Raw genomic sequence first — 18,349 nt, forward strand, 5'->3', positions numbered from 1 at the left:
AGAGTATGTTAAATAAAATTATCCGTTATTCTCTGAATAACCGTCTACTTATATTGATAGCATCCATAATTCTCTTATTTGCCGGAACATTTACAGCTATAAATATGGACGTAGATGTATTTCCCGACCTTAACGCCCCTACTGTAGTAGTCATGACCGAAGCCCCAGGAATGGCCCCTGAAGAGGTAGAACGTTTGGTTACATTTCCTGTCGAAACAGCAGTAAACGGAGCGACTGATGTGAGACGTGTACGTTCATCTTCTACTACCGGATTTTCCGTTGTCTGGGTAGAATTTAACTGGGGTACAGATATATACAGGGCTCGCCAAATAACTTCTGAAAAACTTACCGCTCTGAATGGGATTCTCCCTGAAACAGCAGGAATTCCGACCATGGGGCCACAATCTTCCATATTGGGAGAAGTTATGATATTAGGGATTACATCCGATACCACATCATTACAAGAGCTCAGGACATTAGCCGACTGGACAATTCGCCCACGTCTTCTTTCCACTGGAGGAGTAGCACAAGTTACCGTTATCGGTGGTGAAATCAAAGAATATCAGATACTCCTTGACCCAGCTCGAATGAAACACTATGGTATAAGCCTAAATGAAGTTATGAATGTAACCCGAAATATGAATCAAAATGCTAATGGAGGAATTTTATACGAATTCGGAAATGAATATATTGTTCGAGGAATACTATCGACTAATAACACAGAAGAGCTTTCCAAATCTATTGTAAAAATAGAGAATAACGTCCCTATCCTATTAGAAGATATAGCTACGATACAAATAGGGAATAAAGCACCCAAGTTGGGATTAGCTTCTGAAAAAGGGAACCCTGCAGTTTTAGTTACAGTTACCAAACAGCCAAATACAAGTACGTTAGATTTAACCAAGGCATTAGATGCATCTATTATCGATTTGCAAAAATCTATGCCACCTGATGTACATATTTCGAATGATGTGTTCAGGCAGTCTCGTTTCATTGATAATTCTATAGATAATATACAGAAATCGTTATTTGAAGGGGCATTTTTCGTTATTATCGTATTATTTCTGTTCCTAATGAATCTTAGAACGACAATTATTTCATTGGTTGCTCTACCCCTATCATTATTGGTATCAATACTCACCTTACATTTTATGGGTTTAACTATAAATACGATGAGCTTAGGAGGGATGGCCATTGCTATAGGCTCTTTAGTAGACGATGCTATCGTAGATGTTGAGAACGTATATAAAAGACTAAGAGAAAATAAATTATTGCCAGAAAAGGAACGGAAACGGGCAATAGACGTTATATTCGAAGCTTCTAAAGAAGTCAGGATGCCTATATTAAATTCTACCCTTATTATCATTGTAAGTTTCGTCCCACTATTTTTTCTATCAGGAATGGAAGGCCGTATGCTTATGCCCTTAGGTATAGCTTTTATTATAGCATTATTAGCATCTACAATAGTTGCATTGACATTGACACCAGTACTATGCAGTTATTTATTAGGGAATAAAAAAGAAAATGACAAACTCAATCAAGAGCCTTGGGTAGCCAGAACTTTAAAAAACATATATAAAAAATCTTTGATTTGGTCTCTCAACCATAAGAATATTGTTTTAGGAGGAACTCTCGGATTATTTATTGTGGCTTTGGCTCTTTTCTTCACTCTTGGTCGCAGTTTTTTACCTCCATTTAACGAAGGTTCATTCACCATCAATATAAGTACCTTACCCGGAATATCGCTTGAAGAATCGGACAAAATCGGGCAACGGGCAGAAGAATTGTTATTATCTGTACCGGAAATAAAAACAGTTGCGAGAAAAACCGGACGAGCAGAATTAGATGAACATGCATTGGGTGTAAATGTCTCTGAAATTGAAGCTCCTTATGAAATAAAAGACCGTTCTCACCAAGAATTGATTGCTGACATTCGTCAAAAACTAAGCTCTTTGTCAGGAGTTAATATAGAAATCGGCCAACCTATTTCACATCGTATCGACGCCATGTTATCAGGGTCTCAGGCAAAAATCGCTATTAAATTATTCGGCGACGATCTGAACCGTATGTTCTCTTTAGGAAATCAGATAAAATCATCTATCAGTGATATTAAAGGAGTCGTCGATTTAAATGTAGAGCAACAAATCGAACGTCCTCAATTGAAAATTAAGCCTAAACGCGAAATGCTTGCAAAATTTGGAATTTCACTCCCCGAATTTGCAGAATTTGTCAATGTTGCACTGGCCGGAGAAGTTGTATCTCAAGTATATGAAGAAAGTAAAACTTTTGATTTAACTGTAAAAGTAAACGATACACAACGGGATAATATTGAAAAAATAAAAGAGCTAATGATAGATGCCAATGGGACTAAAGTTCCGTTAGCTGTAGTTGCCAACATAGAATCTTCCTCTGGTCCCAATACTATTAATAGAGAAAACGTAAAACGAAAAATTGTCATATCTGCCAATGTTGCAGATAGGGATTTAAGAAGTGTCGTTAATGACATACAGGCAAAAATAAACAATAATATACAATTACCAGAAGGTTACCATATCGAATACGGAGGACAATTTGAAAGTGAACAAGCTGCATCCCGTACATTACTATTCACTTCCATAATATCAATTTTGGTTATTTTCCTATTACTTTATAATGAGTTCCGCAATGGAAAAGAAGCCGGTACTATTTTATTAAATCTTCCACTTGCCCTTATTGGCGGAGTATTTATATTACGATTTACAACGGGAGAAATCAGTATTCCAGCAATTATAGGGTTCATCTCATTATTTGGCATTGCTACACGTAATGGTATGCTCTTAGTATCACATTATAATCAATTAAAAAACGAAGGACATTCTTTGACCGATACAATCTTGACCGGATCATTGGACCGTTTGAATCCAATTTTAATGACTGCATTATCTTCAGCTTTAGCTTTGATACCATTAGCTTTAGGTGGAGATTTGCCTGGCAATGAAATTCAAAGTCCAATGGCAAAAGTTATATTGGGAGGACTTATAACATCTACTTTTTTAAACGCTTTTGTTATACCTATTGTTTATCTTCATCTAAATCATAAAAAAGAACAAATATGAAAAGCCTTATCATAATCTTTTTGTCATTCTTTACACTCATAGGAATAAGAGCTCAAAATAATATTGAAGAAGTTCTTAGAAATATAGAGTCTAATAATAAAGCTCTAAAAGCAAATACCCAACTTTCACAATCCAAGAAATTAGAAGCTTCTGTCGGAAATACTTTACCTGATCCGAATATTGCTTATGACCATCTGTGGAGTAATCCGAAAACATTGGGGACAAGTCGGGAATTAACAATTTCTCAAGGATTCGATTTCCCTACAGTTTATATAAATCGTAACAAATTAGTAAAGTTAAAATCTTCTCTTTATGACCAACAAGACTGGGAATTAAGACAAACTATTTTACTTGATGCCAAACTCGTCTGTATAGACATAATTGCTTTAAATCGTTTACTTGAATATCAAAATATACGATTACAAAATGCAGAACAACTATCCGAACTATATAAGAAACGTGTATCGGAAGGAGATGCTAATATTCTGGAATCGAATAGAATAGATATGGAGTTATTGAACACTCAGACTGAATCAAGAAGGACAAAATCTGCTCTTGAAACCAAAAAAAAAGAATTACAAAGTTTCAATGGTGGTATACCAATAACTTTAAATGGGACGACATACACACCGGTAACATTACCTACAGATTTTGATACTTGGAAAGTGGAAGCTTTAGCAGCCGATGCATCTTTAATTGCTTTAGAAAAAGAAAAAGAAATAGCACAAAGAGAAATTAAACTAAATCAATCTCAATGGCTCCCGAAATTTGAATTAGGGTATAAAAGAGAAGCAGGAGAAGACGTCTCGAATGGAATAACATTTGGAGTTTCTATCCCATTGTACGAGAATAAAAATAAAATAAAGCAGGCAAAAGCAATGTCCCTATACACAAATATGCAAATAGAAAGTTCCAGAATGATTAATGAAACAACATTACAGGGAATATATACTCAAGCGGTAAGTCTCGAAAAATCAAAACAGGACTACGAAAGACTATTAAATTCCCAAAATACACTGGATTTACTGAAAAAAGCCCTGAATGAAGGTCAAATTTCTTTATCAGAATATTTTGTAGAGGCAGTCCAGGTATATCAAACTATCGAAAACTACATACAACTTGAAAGCGAATATCAAAAATTAGTAGCACAATTGTATAAATATAAATTATAAAATGCCGTTTATTTCTTTTTTCTTATAACAATCAGAACATTATATTCAAGAAATACATAAAATTTTTAAACATTTTTGATATTTATATTGATTTTTTGATATCTTTGTATATTCTTTATCATCACCGATAAAGTGGTGGAAAACATTAAATAAAGGAAAGATAAATCAATCATTTATTGGTATTTTTGGATTTTATAATTTTTTGATTAGGCTCAAAAACAAGCTTCAAAAACAAAAGTCTAAAAAGAAAATAGATAATACAAAAAGCAGTAGATTAAGGTACATCTTTTCCTTATTAAGAGGCAAAGCGGCTCAGATTCTTACAATGGAAGTTCTGAGCCGCTTTTCTTAATTATCTATATTTATGATAACCTAATTTAAATACGATTGAGCACTGTTTTTATTAAATCTCCTATTGAATCTTTATAATTGCTATCTGCATTATGTGCAACTCTATTCGCAATAATCATACATACGGTCATTGCTTTATGCCCCATCAATTTCGCTAAACCAGCCAATGCGGAACTCTCCATTTCATAATTTGTCACGACATGACCATCTTTATATTTGAAAGACTCAATTTTTTTGTTCAACATTTTATCTGCCAATGGCAATCTCAATTCACGACCTTGTGGTCCATAAAAACCATTAGCCGAAATAGTAACCCCCTTTACCATTTCTCCCCGGCCAATCTGTTCTACCAAATCAGGATCAGCATCAATTACATAAGGTTTTGCCCATAGGGGATTCCATTTTACATGTTGGCAAAAAGCTTCTTCAAAATCAAGATCGCAAACTGCATTACGCCCGGCATAAAAATTCAAGACCCCATCAAAACCTATAGATTTTTGTGAAATGACAAATGTGCCTACAGGGACATGCGGTTGCAAACCTCCTGAAGTACCAATACGCACCATTGTCAGTTGTCTAAACTCGGATTTTTCATAGCGAGTTTTAAAATCAATATTAGACAACGCATCTAATTCATTTACAACAATATCTATATTATCTGTTCCTATACCATGAGATATGACCGTTATCCGTTTTCCTTTATAAACTCCTGTTATAGTATGAAACTCTCTACTCGAAATATCAAATTCTCGCATATCGAAAAAAGAAGCTACAAGATCTACTCGACCAGGGTCTCCAACAAGAATTACTTTGTCGGCGAGCTGTTCAGGACGTATATGAAGGTGAAATGCACTCCCATCCTGATTGATAATTAATTCTGATTCAGGAAAATGTTTCATAGCCATACTTTCTATTAGGTTATTTACTAATGTTGAAGACGAATATACAAAAAAGAATGATACATTAGTCTGGCAATACCAGAAAATATCTTAATGAATAATTTTGGTAAAAACGATTCCTAAAGTCGTCAATAGAATAAAAACAAAAAAAATAGTATCTTTGTAAAAGTAAGGAATAACTAATTTATCATTTCATTTTACGGAAACTACTATAATTATGGCAGCAAAACCATCCATACCTAAAGGTACGCGCGACTTCTCCCCCATAGAGATGGCCAAACGCAATTATATATTCAATACAATTAGCGATGTATTCCGACTTTTCGGGTTTGAGCAAATTGAGACTCCTGCAATGGAAAACTTATCTACTCTTATGGGAAAATATGGAGAAGAGGGAGATAAATTACTTTTTAAAGTTCTTAATTCAGGAGATTTTCTTTCAAATACCAATGATGAAGAATTACTATCTCGAAATACAAATAAGCTGGCTGCTACTTTCTGTGAAAAAGGTCTCCGATATGACTTAACTGTTCCATTTGCCCGCTTTGTTGTCATGCACCGGAATGAGATAAACTTCCCATTCAAACGTTACCAAATACAACCTGTGTGGCGTGCAGACCGTCCTCAAAAAGGTCGTTACCGTGAATTCTATCAATGTGACGCAGACGTAGTCGGCTCAGACTCTCTTCTCAACGAAGTTGAATTGCTACAACTAATGGATGAAGTATTCCATCGATTTGGAATACGAGTATCTATAAAATTAAACAATAGAAAAATATTAAGTGGAATTGCCGAAATAATCGGAGAAACTCAAAAAATTATAGATATTACTGTAGCCATAGACAAACTCGATAAAATAGGATTAGAAAAAGTCAACGAAGAATTACGCCTAAAAGGCATACCAGATAAAGCCATCACCATGTTGCAACCTATCATCCTACTTAAAGGGAGCAACCGAGAAAAATTAGCTACCTTAAAAAAGATATTGAAGAATTCGGAAATAGGAATAAAAGGTATCAATGAATTAGAATATATACTTAACAAAATCGATACTTCGCCTTTGCGATCCGGATTAGAAATAGACTTAACTCTAGCTCGTGGATTGAACTATTATACCGGAGCTATCGTTGAAGTAAAGGCATTAGATGTAGAAATAGGAAGTATAACAGGTGGAGGCAGATATGATAATCTCACTGGTGTATTCGGTATGCCGGGAATATCCGGTGTCGGCATATCTTTTGGTGCCGACCGCATTTTCGACGTATTAAATCAACTAAATTTATATCCAAAAGATTCTTTACAAACCACTCAGATAATGTTTGTAAATTTTGGAGAAACAGAAGAAGCTATATGCATAAAGTATCTCGCCCAATTCAGAACTGCAGGTATACGGGCTGAAATATATCCTGAAGCAGCAAAAATGAAAAAGCAAATGGGATATGCAGATGCAAAAAAAATTAATTATGTTGCTTTAGTAGGAGAAACAGAAATCGAAGCTGGCAAAATCACATTGAAAAATATGATTACTGGAGAACAACAATTACTCTCTGCAGAAGATATTATTTCATTCATTAATAAATAACAATACGATGTTTACTGTCAGAAAAGCCGATATAAATGATGCGGGTCTAATACAACAATTGGCATCCCAAGTGTGGAAACATACATACGGCAATATATTATCCCCTCAACAATTGGATTATATGTTTGAAATGATGTATTCTATTCCCTCCCTCCACCAACAGATGGGACCAGATAAGCACCAATACTTTATTGCTTACAATGATAATAAACCTTGTGGCTATATTTCTATTGAACAAGAAAACAAACAGCTTTTCCATCTACAGAAAATTTATGTACTCCCCGATGCTCAAGGTTCCGGAGCAGGACGTTTTCTAATGGAAACTGCTTTTAATTACATAAAAAGTCTTTGTCCTCATACCCCTTGTACTATCGAACTGAATGTAAACCGTTCAAATAAAGCAAAACAGTTCTATGAACATATGGGTTACACAATAGTACGTAGCGGAGATTTTCCTATCGGGAACGGATATTATATGAATGATTACATTATGTCAATAACTATATAATTAATTTACTTAATCATTTTTCACATAAATATATGAAGAAGCTGCTTATCACGGGAGCTCTGGGATTAACGGCCAGTATTGTATCCGCCCAAAAGCAACCCAATATTGTGTATATTTTTACCGACCAACATACCGCTAACGCCCTAAGCTGCACCGGTAACCCAGATGTCAAGACACCCAATATAGACCGACTTGCCCAAAATGGTATACGTTTTACCAATGCTTATTGTGCATGTCCATTAAGTACTCCTTCTCGTGCAGCGATGTTCACAGGTGTAACTCCTGGCAAGTTGAAGCAATTAGTTAATGGCTCATCTATTCCCCAAGAATATATGGGGAAAGGGCTCGGAAACCTCATTCAAGCTGCAGGTTATGAATGTGCATATTCAGGGAAATGGCATATTCCTGAATCGGATATTCCGGACTCAATACACGGATTTAAAAAATTGTATGGGCACAACGACTACGGGCTATCTGAATCTTGTATTGACTTTCTAAAACAAAAGCACGACAAACCTTTTTTCTTAGTTGCTGCTTATGATAATCCTCATAATATATGTGAATATGCACGAAGTCAGAATCTGCCCTTCGCTGAAATAACCGAACCTAATATTGAGGATTGTCCCAATCTACCAGCAAATTTTGCAATTGCCCCTTACGATGCTGATGTCATTCGCCAAGAACAAGAAAACAACTATAAAGGATATCCCGTAACTCGATATACTCCTGATGACTGGCGCCGTTATAGGAACGCATACTATCGTTTAGTTGAAAATGTAGATTCCGAAATTGGGAAACTCCTTGATGCCCTTGACCAATTAAAACTTAGCGAAAATACATTAATTATTTTTACTTCAGATCACGGGGATGGTGTAGGTGCCCATCATTGGAATCAAAAATCTGCATTATATGAGGAAGTTACCAATATACCTCTCATAGTAAAACTTCCTAAAAACAAAAATGCAGGTAAAATAACGCACCAACTTATAAATAACGGGATAGATTTATTGCCAACACTTTGTGAATTTGCAAATGCCGACATACCTGATTATTGCTTAGGAAAAAGTTTCAAACCAATAGTCGAAAAAATATCTGATACACCTATACACGACTATGTCGTTTGTGAAACTCAATTCGATAACTCTACCACTAAAGGATGGATGGTGCGCACCCGCAATTATAAATATATTGTTTATGATAAAGGTAAATATAGAGAACAGCTATACGACATGAACAATGATAGAGGTGAAATGATAAATCTTGCTGTTGAGGAAAAATATAAGAACATACTTGACCAACATCGTAAATTATTAAATGAATGGCACGAAAATAATAATGTGCCTAAGCTAAAAAATGCAACTCCTAAAATAAAATAAAGATTTACTTATCATAACAAAAACCATTTGTCTTTCTCCAATGTTAAGAAGGCAAATGGTTTTTCTTTTGTAAATACCACATATATGGTAGAAAAATACCTTATAGGGGTGATTGCATTTTTCTAAAGAGGTTCATACCTTTGTACAATACAGAATAAAAAAATTGAACATTATGACAAAAATAGCAAAACAACTAACCGACTTAGTCGGTAATACTCCATTATTGGAATTTTCCAATTTTAATCGTAAACATAACCTTCCTGCTCGGATTATCGGAAAATTGGAATACTTTAATCCCGCAGGAAGTGTCAAAGATAGAGTAGCATTATCTATGATAGAAACTGCAGAAGCTACAGGCAATTTACAACCAGGAGCCGTTATTATAGAACCAACAAGCGGTAACACCGGAGTAGGGTTAGCATTCGTATCCGCAGCAAAAGGATATAAATTGATACTGACTATGCCAGATACAATGAGTATCGAACGTAGAAATTTGTTAAAAGCTTTAGGTGCAGAAATCATACTCACCCCAGGAATTGAGGGAATGAAAGGTGCTATTGCCAAAGCTGAAGAACTACGAAACAATACTCCAGAAAGTATCATTTTGCAACAATTTGAAAACCCTGCAAATCCGGCTATTCATAAAAGAACCACTGCCGAAGAGATTTGGCGCGATACCAATGGTCAAATAGACATATTTGTCGCTGGAGTAGGTACAGGAGGGACCATCAGTGGTGTAGGCGAAAGATTGAAAGAATTGAATCCAAATATAAAAATCATTGCAGTAGAACCGGCAGACTCTCCTGTACTCTCCGGCGGGAAACCCGGACCTCATAAAATACAAGGTATCGGTGCTGGATTTATTCCTAAAACTTACAATAATATTGTTGTTGACGAAATTATTAAAGTCAAAAATGATGATGCTATACGTACAAGTAGAGAATTGGCCCAACAAGAAGGTCTTCTTGTCGGCATTTCCTCTGGCGCTGCGACTTATGCTGCTACCCAATTAGCTCAACGCTCAGAAAACAAGAATAAGAGTATTGTAACATTATTACCTGATACCGGAGAAAGATATTTATCTACCGTATTATACGCCTTCGAAGAATATCCGCTATAAAGCAACATCAAATCTATACACCCAAATACCATAGAAAGGACCTTATCACCCTTTCTATGGTATTTTCTTTGGGACAACATCGAGATATAAATACTCTATAGTTATTATTTATATCTTTGCATCTTCAAACCAACAAATATACATTATGAAAAAAGGGCTACTATATGCCATAATGGCTTCAGTATTATGGGCCATTGTCAATCCATTTATCAAACAAGGACTCAGTTATGACTTTACTCCCATGAATTTTGCCGGATTACGATTTACTATTGTAGGAATTATTCTATTCATTTATTCCTGGCATAAAAGTATGTGGAAAGAGATTCTAGAAAACCGGAAATTATTTTTGAATCTAATATTCATCAACATGTTTATGGGCTACACAGCATTTTACTGGGGAGTTGACTTTGTCAGTGGGGCTATATCTTCGATAATCATGGGAATGACACCATTAATAAATGTCCTATTGGCTCATCTAATTGCGAGAAATGATAAGCTAAATTGTTATAAAATAATCAGCTTAATTATAAGTTTTATCGGCCTTATACTCATTATTGGTACTGGAAGTGACGGCAAGCCTCTTGACTGGAAAGGTTTAGTGGGGATTATACTACTTATTTTAAGTATCATCTTTCAAGGATACTCTGCTATTTCTGTATCAGAAGATAAAGCACGAATAAATCCCATATTTCTAAATGCAGTCCAAATGTTTTTTGGGGGATTATTTATCTATATTATAGGTCTTTCGACTGAGGGATTTCATAGCTTTATAGGAAAACCTACCGGTTTTTATATATGCTTAGGAACACTAGTCTTCATTTCCGTTTTTGCTTTCAGCTTTTGGTTCATAGCCTTACAAACTAATGGGAGTAAAGTTTCCGACATTAATATGTGCCGCCTCATCAATCCAATACTTGGAGCTATTCTCAGCTGGGTCATGTTAGAGGGAGAATACCCGACATTTAGTACCGTAACTGGTATGCTTATCATTGTCAGTTCTTTAATAATATATTTTAAAGGAGAAAGCATCATATCCCGGCTTAAAAAACAATAGTGCAGTAAAAAAAATGCTTCCTCACAGAATAATGAGAGGAAGCATTTTTATATTTTTAGATGTTTATCTTAGAATTTCCATCCTAAACGAATTGCCGGTACAGCCTTAAATGCCAAGCTCAAGCTTGTTCTCTTCGCAGTATCTTCAAAATCTTCTGATTTAATATCAGTACCCGCAACCTTACCTTCAATACCTAAATTTTTGTATTTAGTTGTACGGAACTGTAAACCAAATTCTGCTCCACAGTATAAACCTTTATACATATAAAAGTCAAAACCTGTCAAAGCTTGCAAGTTATATGTGAAAGCTCCTGTTGGAGAAATTCCATTAAATGGATCTGTCGGGTCAAAATTTCCCATTCCATTCTCTACATCATTTGTATAATAGTTTTTGATTGTTACATCTGTCTCATCAGAACCGGTCTTACCATTAATTTTAGTCTTAGCCGTAGTTACAGTAAATCCAGTTTCACCTCCTACATATACAGAGAAACGAGGAGCTACATTTATATGATATTCATAACCTAGACCTAAGGTAAAGTTTCCAGTTTTTGACTTCAGATCTGTCGACCATTTTTCATCAGTAGTTTCATTTACTCCATCGTCAGAATATTTATTAGAACCAACACCAAAACCCAAATTCAAACGAAGAGCGTGTTTTTCATTAAAGAAATAACGCAATTTCAAACCGTCAATCGAAAAGTTTTCTCCGTCCTGGTTAAAAGGATTAAACTGAATTTCAGTTGTTACTGTCCCAGCTTCTGGTTGATACTGGGCAAAAGAACTTGCACATGTAACTAAACTTACAGCTAATACAAGAGCTAATTTTTTCATACTCATTTTTTTTAGTTAATAATTTTGGAATTTTGAAACGTATAATTGAATTATAGGCCGTTTCAACCTTTAATATAGCTTCTATATCTACGATTTTTATATTTTAACTATATATTATAATTTAATCGATGCAAAGATTAAGTAAATAAAGAAAAGTACAAAGCATTTTAAATATTTTAACACAATATTTATTGCTATTATTTATATAATAAAATATATAAATAGAATAAGAACACATCCCATTGATTAACGTTAAAACATTTTATTATTTTAATCTTAACTATAAAAAGACATCATATTAAAAATCATCGAAACCATCTTAAAGGGTTCCTTAATTGGCGAAACCTTTGTTTCAATAATCTTGCCGATCGTAATTGATTGCGATAATGTCTACAAAAACCATAAGGAGTCAAGTATTTGCATTCATCTATCGGCCGATTAAATATATTATCAAAAAAATGAAAAAAACGTGCTTTCCAATCCAAATAATTTTCATCATTGAACCACGGCTTCGATAATATAGATAAATACATATCGTCATTATTATCTAACATAACAATATGCTCAACTGCAGCTTCCAGCGAAGGGAAATCAGAAACATTAATAAAGGATGCTGGATTAAAATCTTTATTTATCAATCTGTTTCCCCAATATATAGGTAAAGAATTAACTAACATAGGTTCCATAATTTTCTCTGTAGTATACCCGTCATACATACTATTTTCAAACGCAATATTAAATTTGTAATCCTTAATAAAATCCAATTTATTAGGAACGGGACCTCCAACGTTATTCTCCCACCTACCTCCAGAATCGACTTTTTTATATTCAGACAAAAGATGAAAAAAACGGCTTCTCTCCGGCGCTCCAATATTATTGGAAACTACATAACTACAAAACTTGCGTTTGAGAACTTTTTCTTTATCTATTACCTTTGGAGAAGCCAACTTTTCAATACCATAGACTGCGTATAATGGCAAGCGCATATACCTATCCCCAAATGACAAATAATCAAAACCTATTGCATAATCACAAATATTGAAATCCGGCGTAAGATTCTCTCCCGTATAAAATATTTTTACACACCTCTCATAATTCAAATTCGTAAAACCAAATACAGAAAATATCAAATAATCAGGAGATTCACTTAATTCAATATGATATCGCTGTTTTAGGATATCCATCAGAAAATTATTGCGGGGATCAAAACCTTTCCAAAAATCAACAAATTTGACTTTAATAGTTTTCATAAAAGATATGAAGTATTGCTTTTCTTGAATAATTATTACTTAAAAAAATCCAGACAAAGAATTATAGCCATTCCTACAATAATAATTCCTAATATCCCATAAAATATTCGAGCTCCTTTCCTTCCCCACCAACGACTAAATATAATGCTGTTTTTACTTGCAAAAAACCAATCCCAATTAGCAAGTGAAGCTAATAAAGAAAGTATACCCAATAAAAAAAATATCGTCGTTACAATAACAGAACTTACCGACATATACAACAAAACTTATTTTATTATTATCTCCCGAGTTCTATCTTCTTTTTCTGAAATATACACATTTATACAATCTCCCGGCAATAAATCTTCCACTTTCTCCGGCCATTCAATAAAACAGAGAGCTCCACTAAAGAAGTAATCTTCATATCCAAAATCAAAAACTTCTTCTAACTTATTAATCCGATAAAAGTCAAAATGATATATCAGTTCTCCTGTTCTGGAACGGTATTCATTTACTATTGCAAATGTCGGACTATTAATCACATCTTCAACACCTAACTCTTCACAAACAGCTTTGATGAAAGTGGTCTTCCCTGCTCCCATCTCTCCACGAAATGCAAATACCGTGCTATCTCCCATTTTCTGAACAAATTCATGTGCAGCTTCCTGTATACTTTCTAATGATTTTATCTGTATTGTCGTTTCCATTTTAGCAGTTCTATTGTTATATATTTATTTTCTTTTCATTGTTACAAAAGGAACCATCATTTCTTCCATTGAAATTCCTCCATGCTGAAACGTATCCTTATAATAACTAACATAATAGTTATAATTATTAGGATAGGCCAGGAAATCTCGATTCGTAGCAAAAATATAAGCGGAACTCACATTGGGAGAAGGTAAACCATAACGCTCCGGAGCTTTTATTTCATACACTTGCTTAGAATTATAACTCATATTCTTGCCTACTTTATATCGAAGATTTGTATTCGTATTTCTATCAGCAATAACTTTAACAGGATTATCGACATGTATAGTCCCATGATCTGTAGTCAAAATTACAGTATAATCTTTCTCTGCTATTTTCTTGAACAAATCCAAAGCAGAAGAATGCCTGAACCAAGACTCTGTCAACGAACGATATGCAGCATCAGTATAAGCTAACTCTCGAATCATTTTAGACTCAGTTCGAGCATGGGAAAGCATATCTATAAAATTCAGTACACATACATTCAATGGATGACGTTCCAGTTGTGAAAAATTCTGAATGATTTTTTCACCAAACTGAGATTCATTTATCTTATTATATGAAAATGTATATCTCTTTCTAAAACGATCAAGTTGAGTCTGTATCAGCGGTGCTTCATTGAGATTTTTACCCTCTTCTTCGTCTTCATCTACCCACAAATCAGGGAACATTTTAGCAATTCTATCTGGCATCAATCCCGAAAATATTGCATTCCGAGCATATTGAGTTGCTGTTGGCAATATGCTAAAATATAATTCTTCATCAAAAGTAAAATACTCAGACAAAATCGGTTTTACAACTTTCCATTGATCGAGGCGGAAATTATCGATAAGAATAACAAAAACTCTTTCTCCCCTATCTAATAAAGGGAACACTCTGTTTTTAAATAATTCATAACTCAGAAGCGGATGGTCCTCTGTCGTTACCCATCTTTCATAGTTTTTTTTCACATACTTCACAAAAGCAGAATTTGCTTCTACCTTTTGCATCTTCAACAAATCCGCCATATTACTATCGGCCTGAGTCAGCTCTAATTCCCAGAAAACTAACTTTTTGTATATTTCACACCAATCCTCCCAATGTGATGCGTCATTTATCTGCATCCCAATACGATTGAACTCTTGCTGATAGTTAGATGTAGTATTTTCGGATATAATTTCACGCCGATATAAATTTTTTTTTATCGACAACAATATCTGATTTGGATTTACCGGTTTTATTAAATAATCAGCAATTTTATTACCGATTGCCTGATTCATTATATTTTCCTCTTCACTCTTCGTAATCATAATAACCGGGACTTCCGGACTAATCTCCTTGATACGGCTCAACGTCTCCAAGCCACTCAACCCTGGCATATTTTCATCCAAAATAATCAAATCAAAATACTCTTTCTCGCATTGTTCCAGAGCATCTCTTCCATTGGAAACTGTAACAACTTCATATCCTTTTTGTTTCAGGAATAAAATATGAGGTTTCAACAAATCTATCTCATCATCGGCCCAAAGTATCAAATCATTTCTCATAAGCTACTGATTCTCTTGTACAAAATTAAAATAGTCTTCAAAACTACGCCCATCAAGCAACAGTTTAAAATTCGAATCACTTATCATTACCGGACGTACGCCAGGAGGCAGCGGTATACCCTTCTCTCCTTCTATCATCTTCCGATAATGCGATAATTCATCAAAGTTATTAAATCCTTTGATAATTAACATACTAATTTCGTTAAAGGAGATTATTTCCAAATCAAAATCTTTAATCAAAAAGTTAGAAAAGTTATATTTAGCAACATCAAACAATAATTGATTTGATGATATACTATTGGTTTCATATACTAAAACAAGGGAATGAGGAACATCTTTATCTAATGTAAATGGTGCGACAGAATCGTTGCTCAATGATAACGAATCTCCATCCCCTCCTAATGACATAGTCCATATCATCCCTTTTGGACTACCTCCGTCTGTCGCTATCGTACGCCCTTGAGCCAAACCTTTCAACATTCCTGAAGCAACAGGACTGACATCTGCTTCAGGATATTTTTCAAGGAGTTCCTTCAATCCAGTTTGAAAAGCCTCAATATTCTTTTCTCCAATATAAGATAATGAATTAAGAAACATAAATTTAGGCATCAAATCAGACAAGGGATACTTACGGGAAACTAACTCGTAATATTCATGAACTTTAGTACTATTGTTAGCCAAATACGCTTCATAAGTTTGATTATATAATGAATCTTGCATCACGTCCATATTCCTTAGATTTTCAAGATAGTTGGGATCTGCCAATGCTATAGCATAATCACTCTTAGGAAAGCGGTCAATAATACGTTTTTTATAAACCTCAGCAGTCACCTCATCTCCCATACGCATATACATCAAATACATATTATAATACGTTTCCAATATATATTCACAGTCCGGGAAACGATGATCCAATTCATTAAACGCACTTATAGCGGCCGACATATCTTCCAACTTATTCTTTAAAATCAATCCCATATTGAACAAACCATCTGAGATAATTTCATTAGAATTAGCTATATCTTCAGGAGTCAAAGGCAGCTGCTGTACATAGAATTGAGGGTCTTTCGGATCTGAGGATAAAGGATTTTGCATAACATTACTTATCGTATCTCCTTTTGCAATACTATCACTTATCTCTTCAATATCACCTTCTTCCGGCTCATCATAATTGATATTATTATCAGCAAAATCACTCATAGAGAATGAGGCCTTATTCCGTCTACGCCAATCATCCTCAAGTTTACGCCGCCCCCATTTACGTTGGAACTCTGTTTTACCTGCCGATACTAACGCTGGATTATAAAAATACCAAGCATTGCTTCCATTACCCATATTCATAGTAGGTACAGTAGGTTGCTTAGCACCATTATTATTCACCGGCATATTAGCCATCATTCCCTCTTGTTCTTCCAAATAAGCCTGACGTCTTGCTTCTTCTTCTGCCTTTTTTTCTTCAGCAATAAGATCATCAATAATTTTCTGGATAATATTCATCCTCTCAGCTTCTGGTAAAGATGCTAAATGCTGCAAACTATCTTGTAACTCGACATTCTGAGCATGTACTACCAACTCATCAAGAACCTCTGAACGCTTTGCGATCTCACTATAATCTGGATAACTTTCGTCAATCAAAGGCAAGGCCTCTGCATAACACGGCTGTGCTTTTACATAATCTCTACGGTCAAAATATATCTTACCTAAAGTCAATTGACTTATTGCTTTATCTTTTCCGTTCCGCGTACTTTTTTCTGCAGCTAAAATATAATTGGCAACAGCCTTAGCTGTATCCTTTCGGGAAAGATACAAATTGCCTATTGCATAATAAATCTGGTCCAGATATTCTGCATTCTTTGCTTGCCGAGTCATTCGAGTCAAATTTTTCAAAATCTTTTCCATATCTTTTCCTGAAAAGACCTCTGTTTGACGTATCCTGGCATTCAACTCCGTCCTATAATCCGGCCCCTTCTTAATAACCCGTTCATAAGCCGCATAAGCCGCATTGTTATCTCCAGTTATTGCATAAAGTTGAGCCAAAAGGTATGTCATCCTTATTTTTTGGCGTTTATTCCCTTCTGCTTTAATTGCAGTCTTCAAAAAAGGAATTGCCTGCTTATAATCTCCTCTACGTATAAGATAATCGGCATTAACAGTGGCAAACCATGTTGTCTGGCTATCGGGTAATCCATCATTATTAATTTTCTGCAATACATCTTCAGCTTCATACAGCCAACCCATTTCAAGGTAACAACGAGCCAACCAAATACGAGATTCTGCAACTAAATCAGGTTTCCAAGTGAAGTGTCGGGTTATATAGATAAATGTAGCCGAAGCTCCCAAAAAATCACCTTTATAATATTGAGCTTTTCCCATTAAACTCCAAGCGTTATGAATAAACGGATTATACTCATCCCGAGTTACAAATTCACGGTACTTCGGGTCCGACATTTTTTTACTATTTCTTAGCGGACGTTTCTTTATAGAATGAAGCTGTATGGCCTTTTGGCACTTTTCGATAGTGCGATCAAAACTTCCTCCCGGCTTAACATCTTTCGGGTTGGAATATGCCGATACAGGATGCATATAGATTCGTTCACGAGTATAGTCATCTTCATACTTGTCTTCCATTACTTTAAGCTGTTCCTTAAAGTTTTCAATTCCATTAAAATAGACATTGAAACGAGTAGTCATAGCATGATAAGCTCGAGTAGCTTTCGTATTCTTCCTTACAGAACATGAAACTACCGATAACAGACATAAAAGCCCTATACAAAGATATTCTAAATATTTCTTCAACTTATCGTTGCTCTTTTATTACAATCACTCAATAAAATAAACAGATAAACAGCATTTTTAT

General features: G+C 34.8%; 14 protein-coding genes. 7 read left to right on the forward strand and 7 right to left on the reverse strand.

Translation table 11 applies throughout. The annotated features are described in order from the left end of the window. The first annotated feature begins 5 nt into the window (after positions 1 to 5). Positions 6 to 3,095 carry an efflux RND transporter permease subunit gene (locus tag Cop2CBH44_RS08885; RefSeq protein ID WP_200754666.1) on the forward strand — a complete coding sequence of 1,030 codons (3,090 nt, stop codon included), beginning with the start codon at positions 6 to 8 and terminating at the stop codon, positions 3,093 to 3,095. Beyond that, complete coding sequence (locus Cop2CBH44_RS08890; RefSeq protein WP_021930572.1) at positions 3,092 to 4,267, forward strand: TolC family protein; 1,176 nt, start codon at positions 3,092 to 3,094, stop codon at positions 4,265 to 4,267. The genes Cop2CBH44_RS08885 and Cop2CBH44_RS08890 overlap by 4 nt, the downstream gene beginning before the upstream one ends. Before the next feature lie 377 nt (positions 4,268 to 4,644). Here Cop2CBH44_RS08890 and Cop2CBH44_RS08895 read toward each other — a convergent pair whose 3' ends face one another. Beyond that, on the reverse strand, positions 4,645 to 5,517 hold the full coding sequence (locus tag Cop2CBH44_RS08895) for a nucleoside phosphorylase (RefSeq protein ID WP_055097162.1): 873 nt from the start codon (positions 5,515 to 5,517) through the stop codon (positions 4,645 to 4,647). Positions 5,518 to 5,734: 217 nt separating this feature from the next. On the opposite strand from Cop2CBH44_RS08895, the gene hisS reads away from it, so the two are divergent. The 5 genes from hisS (at position 5,735) to Cop2CBH44_RS08920 (ending at position 11,157) form a co-directional block, all read left to right on the forward strand. Further along, complete coding sequence (hisS, locus tag Cop2CBH44_RS08900; RefSeq protein WP_200754667.1) at positions 5,735 to 7,099, forward strand: histidine--tRNA ligase; 1,365 nt, start codon at positions 5,735 to 5,737, stop codon at positions 7,097 to 7,099. 7 nt (positions 7,100 to 7,106) lie between these two features. Next, the gene (locus tag Cop2CBH44_RS08905) at positions 7,107 to 7,607 is read left to right on the forward strand and encodes a GNAT family N-acetyltransferase (protein ID WP_021930569.1); all 501 of its coding nucleotides are present in this window, start codon (positions 7,107 to 7,109) and stop codon (positions 7,605 to 7,607) included. A gap of 32 nt (positions 7,608 to 7,639) precedes the next feature. Continuing rightward, on the forward strand, positions 7,640 to 8,983 hold the full coding sequence (locus Cop2CBH44_RS08910) for a sulfatase family protein (protein WP_200754668.1): 1,344 nt from the start codon (positions 7,640 to 7,642) through the stop codon (positions 8,981 to 8,983). A 172-nt stretch (positions 8,984 to 9,155) separates the two neighbouring features. Beyond that, entirely contained in the window at positions 9,156 to 10,103 is a 948-nt protein-coding gene (cysK, locus tag Cop2CBH44_RS08915) for a cysteine synthase A (RefSeq protein WP_200754669.1), read from the forward strand. Between the two features lie 145 nt (positions 10,104 to 10,248). Continuing rightward, a complete protein-coding gene (locus Cop2CBH44_RS08920) occupies positions 10,249 to 11,157 on the forward strand; it encodes a DMT family transporter (protein WP_200754670.1) in 909 nt (302 codons plus the stop codon). Between the two features lie 68 nt (positions 11,158 to 11,225). Here the strand turns inward: Cop2CBH44_RS08920 and Cop2CBH44_RS08925 are convergent, their stop codons facing one another. The 6 genes from Cop2CBH44_RS08925 to porW form a co-directional block, all read right to left on the reverse strand. Continuing rightward, the gene (locus Cop2CBH44_RS08925) at positions 11,226 to 11,990 is read right to left on the reverse strand and encodes a BT1926 family outer membrane beta-barrel protein (RefSeq protein WP_021930565.1); all 765 of its coding nucleotides are present in this window, start codon (positions 11,988 to 11,990) and stop codon (positions 11,226 to 11,228) included. Between the two features lie 305 nt (positions 11,991 to 12,295). After that, a complete protein-coding gene (locus Cop2CBH44_RS08930; protein ID WP_021930564.1) occupies positions 12,296 to 13,240 on the reverse strand; it encodes a glycosyltransferase family 10 domain-containing protein in 945 nt (314 codons plus the stop codon). A gap of 35 nt (positions 13,241 to 13,275) precedes the next feature. Further along, positions 13,276 to 13,494 carry an immunity 17 family protein gene (locus tag Cop2CBH44_RS08935; RefSeq protein WP_055097032.1) on the reverse strand — a complete coding sequence of 73 codons (219 nt, stop codon included), beginning with the start codon at positions 13,492 to 13,494 and terminating at the stop codon, positions 13,276 to 13,278. Between the two features lie 12 nt (positions 13,495 to 13,506). Beyond that, positions 13,507 to 13,926: a tRNA (adenosine(37)-N6)-threonylcarbamoyltransferase complex ATPase subunit type 1 TsaE gene (gene tsaE, locus Cop2CBH44_RS08940; protein ID WP_021930562.1), complete on the reverse strand. Its 420-nt coding sequence runs from the start codon at positions 13,924 to 13,926 to the stop codon at positions 13,507 to 13,509. Positions 13,927 to 13,950: 24 nt separating this feature from the next. Further along, entirely contained in the window at positions 13,951 to 15,492 is a 1,542-nt protein-coding gene (gene porX, locus Cop2CBH44_RS08945; protein WP_200754671.1) for a T9SS response regulator signal transducer PorX, read from the reverse strand. 3 nt (positions 15,493 to 15,495) lie between these two features. Further along, entirely contained in the window at positions 15,496 to 18,288 is a 2,793-nt protein-coding gene (porW, locus tag Cop2CBH44_RS08950) for a type IX secretion system periplasmic lipoprotein PorW/SprE (RefSeq protein ID WP_246469104.1), read from the reverse strand. Between the last annotated feature and the right edge of the window lie 61 nt (positions 18,289 to 18,349).

It is taken from the genome of Coprobacter secundus subsp. similis (assembly GCF_015097275.1).
GTDB lineage: Bacteria > Bacteroidota > Bacteroidia > Bacteroidales > Coprobacteraceae > Coprobacter > Coprobacter secundus.

What these genes read in the sequence shown, in the direction of transcription:
- hisS (WP_200754667.1), top strand. Translation starts at nt 5,735, where the DNA reads ATGGCAGCAAAACCATCCATACCTAAAGGTACGCGCGACTTCTCCCCC.
- Cop2CBH44_RS08930 (WP_021930564.1), bottom strand. Translation starts at nt 13,240, where the DNA reads ATGAAAACTATTAAAGTCAAATTTGTTGATTTTTGGAAAGGTTTTGAT.
- Cop2CBH44_RS08910 (WP_200754668.1), top strand. Translation starts at nt 7,640, where the DNA reads ATGAAGAAGCTGCTTATCACGGGAGCTCTGGGATTAACGGCCAGTATT.
- porX (WP_200754671.1), bottom strand. Translation starts at nt 15,492, where the DNA reads ATGAGAAATGATTTGATACTTTGGGCCGATGATGAGATAGATTTGTTG.
- Cop2CBH44_RS08885 (WP_200754666.1), top strand. Translation starts at nt 6, where the DNA reads ATGTTAAATAAAATTATCCGTTATTCTCTGAATAACCGTCTACTTATA.
- cysK (WP_200754669.1), top strand. Translation starts at nt 9,156, where the DNA reads ATGACAAAAATAGCAAAACAACTAACCGACTTAGTCGGTAATACTCCA.
- Cop2CBH44_RS08895 (WP_055097162.1), bottom strand. Translation starts at nt 5,517, where the DNA reads ATGAAACATTTTCCTGAATCAGAATTAATTATCAATCAGGATGGGAGT.
- tsaE (WP_021930562.1), bottom strand. Translation starts at nt 13,926, where the DNA reads ATGGAAACGACAATACAGATAAAATCATTAGAAAGTATACAGGAAGCT.
- Cop2CBH44_RS08905 (WP_021930569.1), top strand. Translation starts at nt 7,107, where the DNA reads ATGTTTACTGTCAGAAAAGCCGATATAAATGATGCGGGTCTAATACAA.
- Cop2CBH44_RS08890 (WP_021930572.1), top strand. Translation starts at nt 3,092, where the DNA reads ATGAAAAGCCTTATCATAATCTTTTTGTCATTCTTTACACTCATAGGA.
- Cop2CBH44_RS08920 (WP_200754670.1), top strand. Translation starts at nt 10,249, where the DNA reads ATGAAAAAAGGGCTACTATATGCCATAATGGCTTCAGTATTATGGGCC.
- Cop2CBH44_RS08935 (WP_055097032.1), bottom strand. Translation starts at nt 13,494, where the DNA reads ATGTCGGTAAGTTCTGTTATTGTAACGACGATATTTTTTTTATTGGGT.
- Cop2CBH44_RS08925 (WP_021930565.1), bottom strand. Translation starts at nt 11,990, where the DNA reads ATGAAAAAATTAGCTCTTGTATTAGCTGTAAGTTTAGTTACATGTGCA.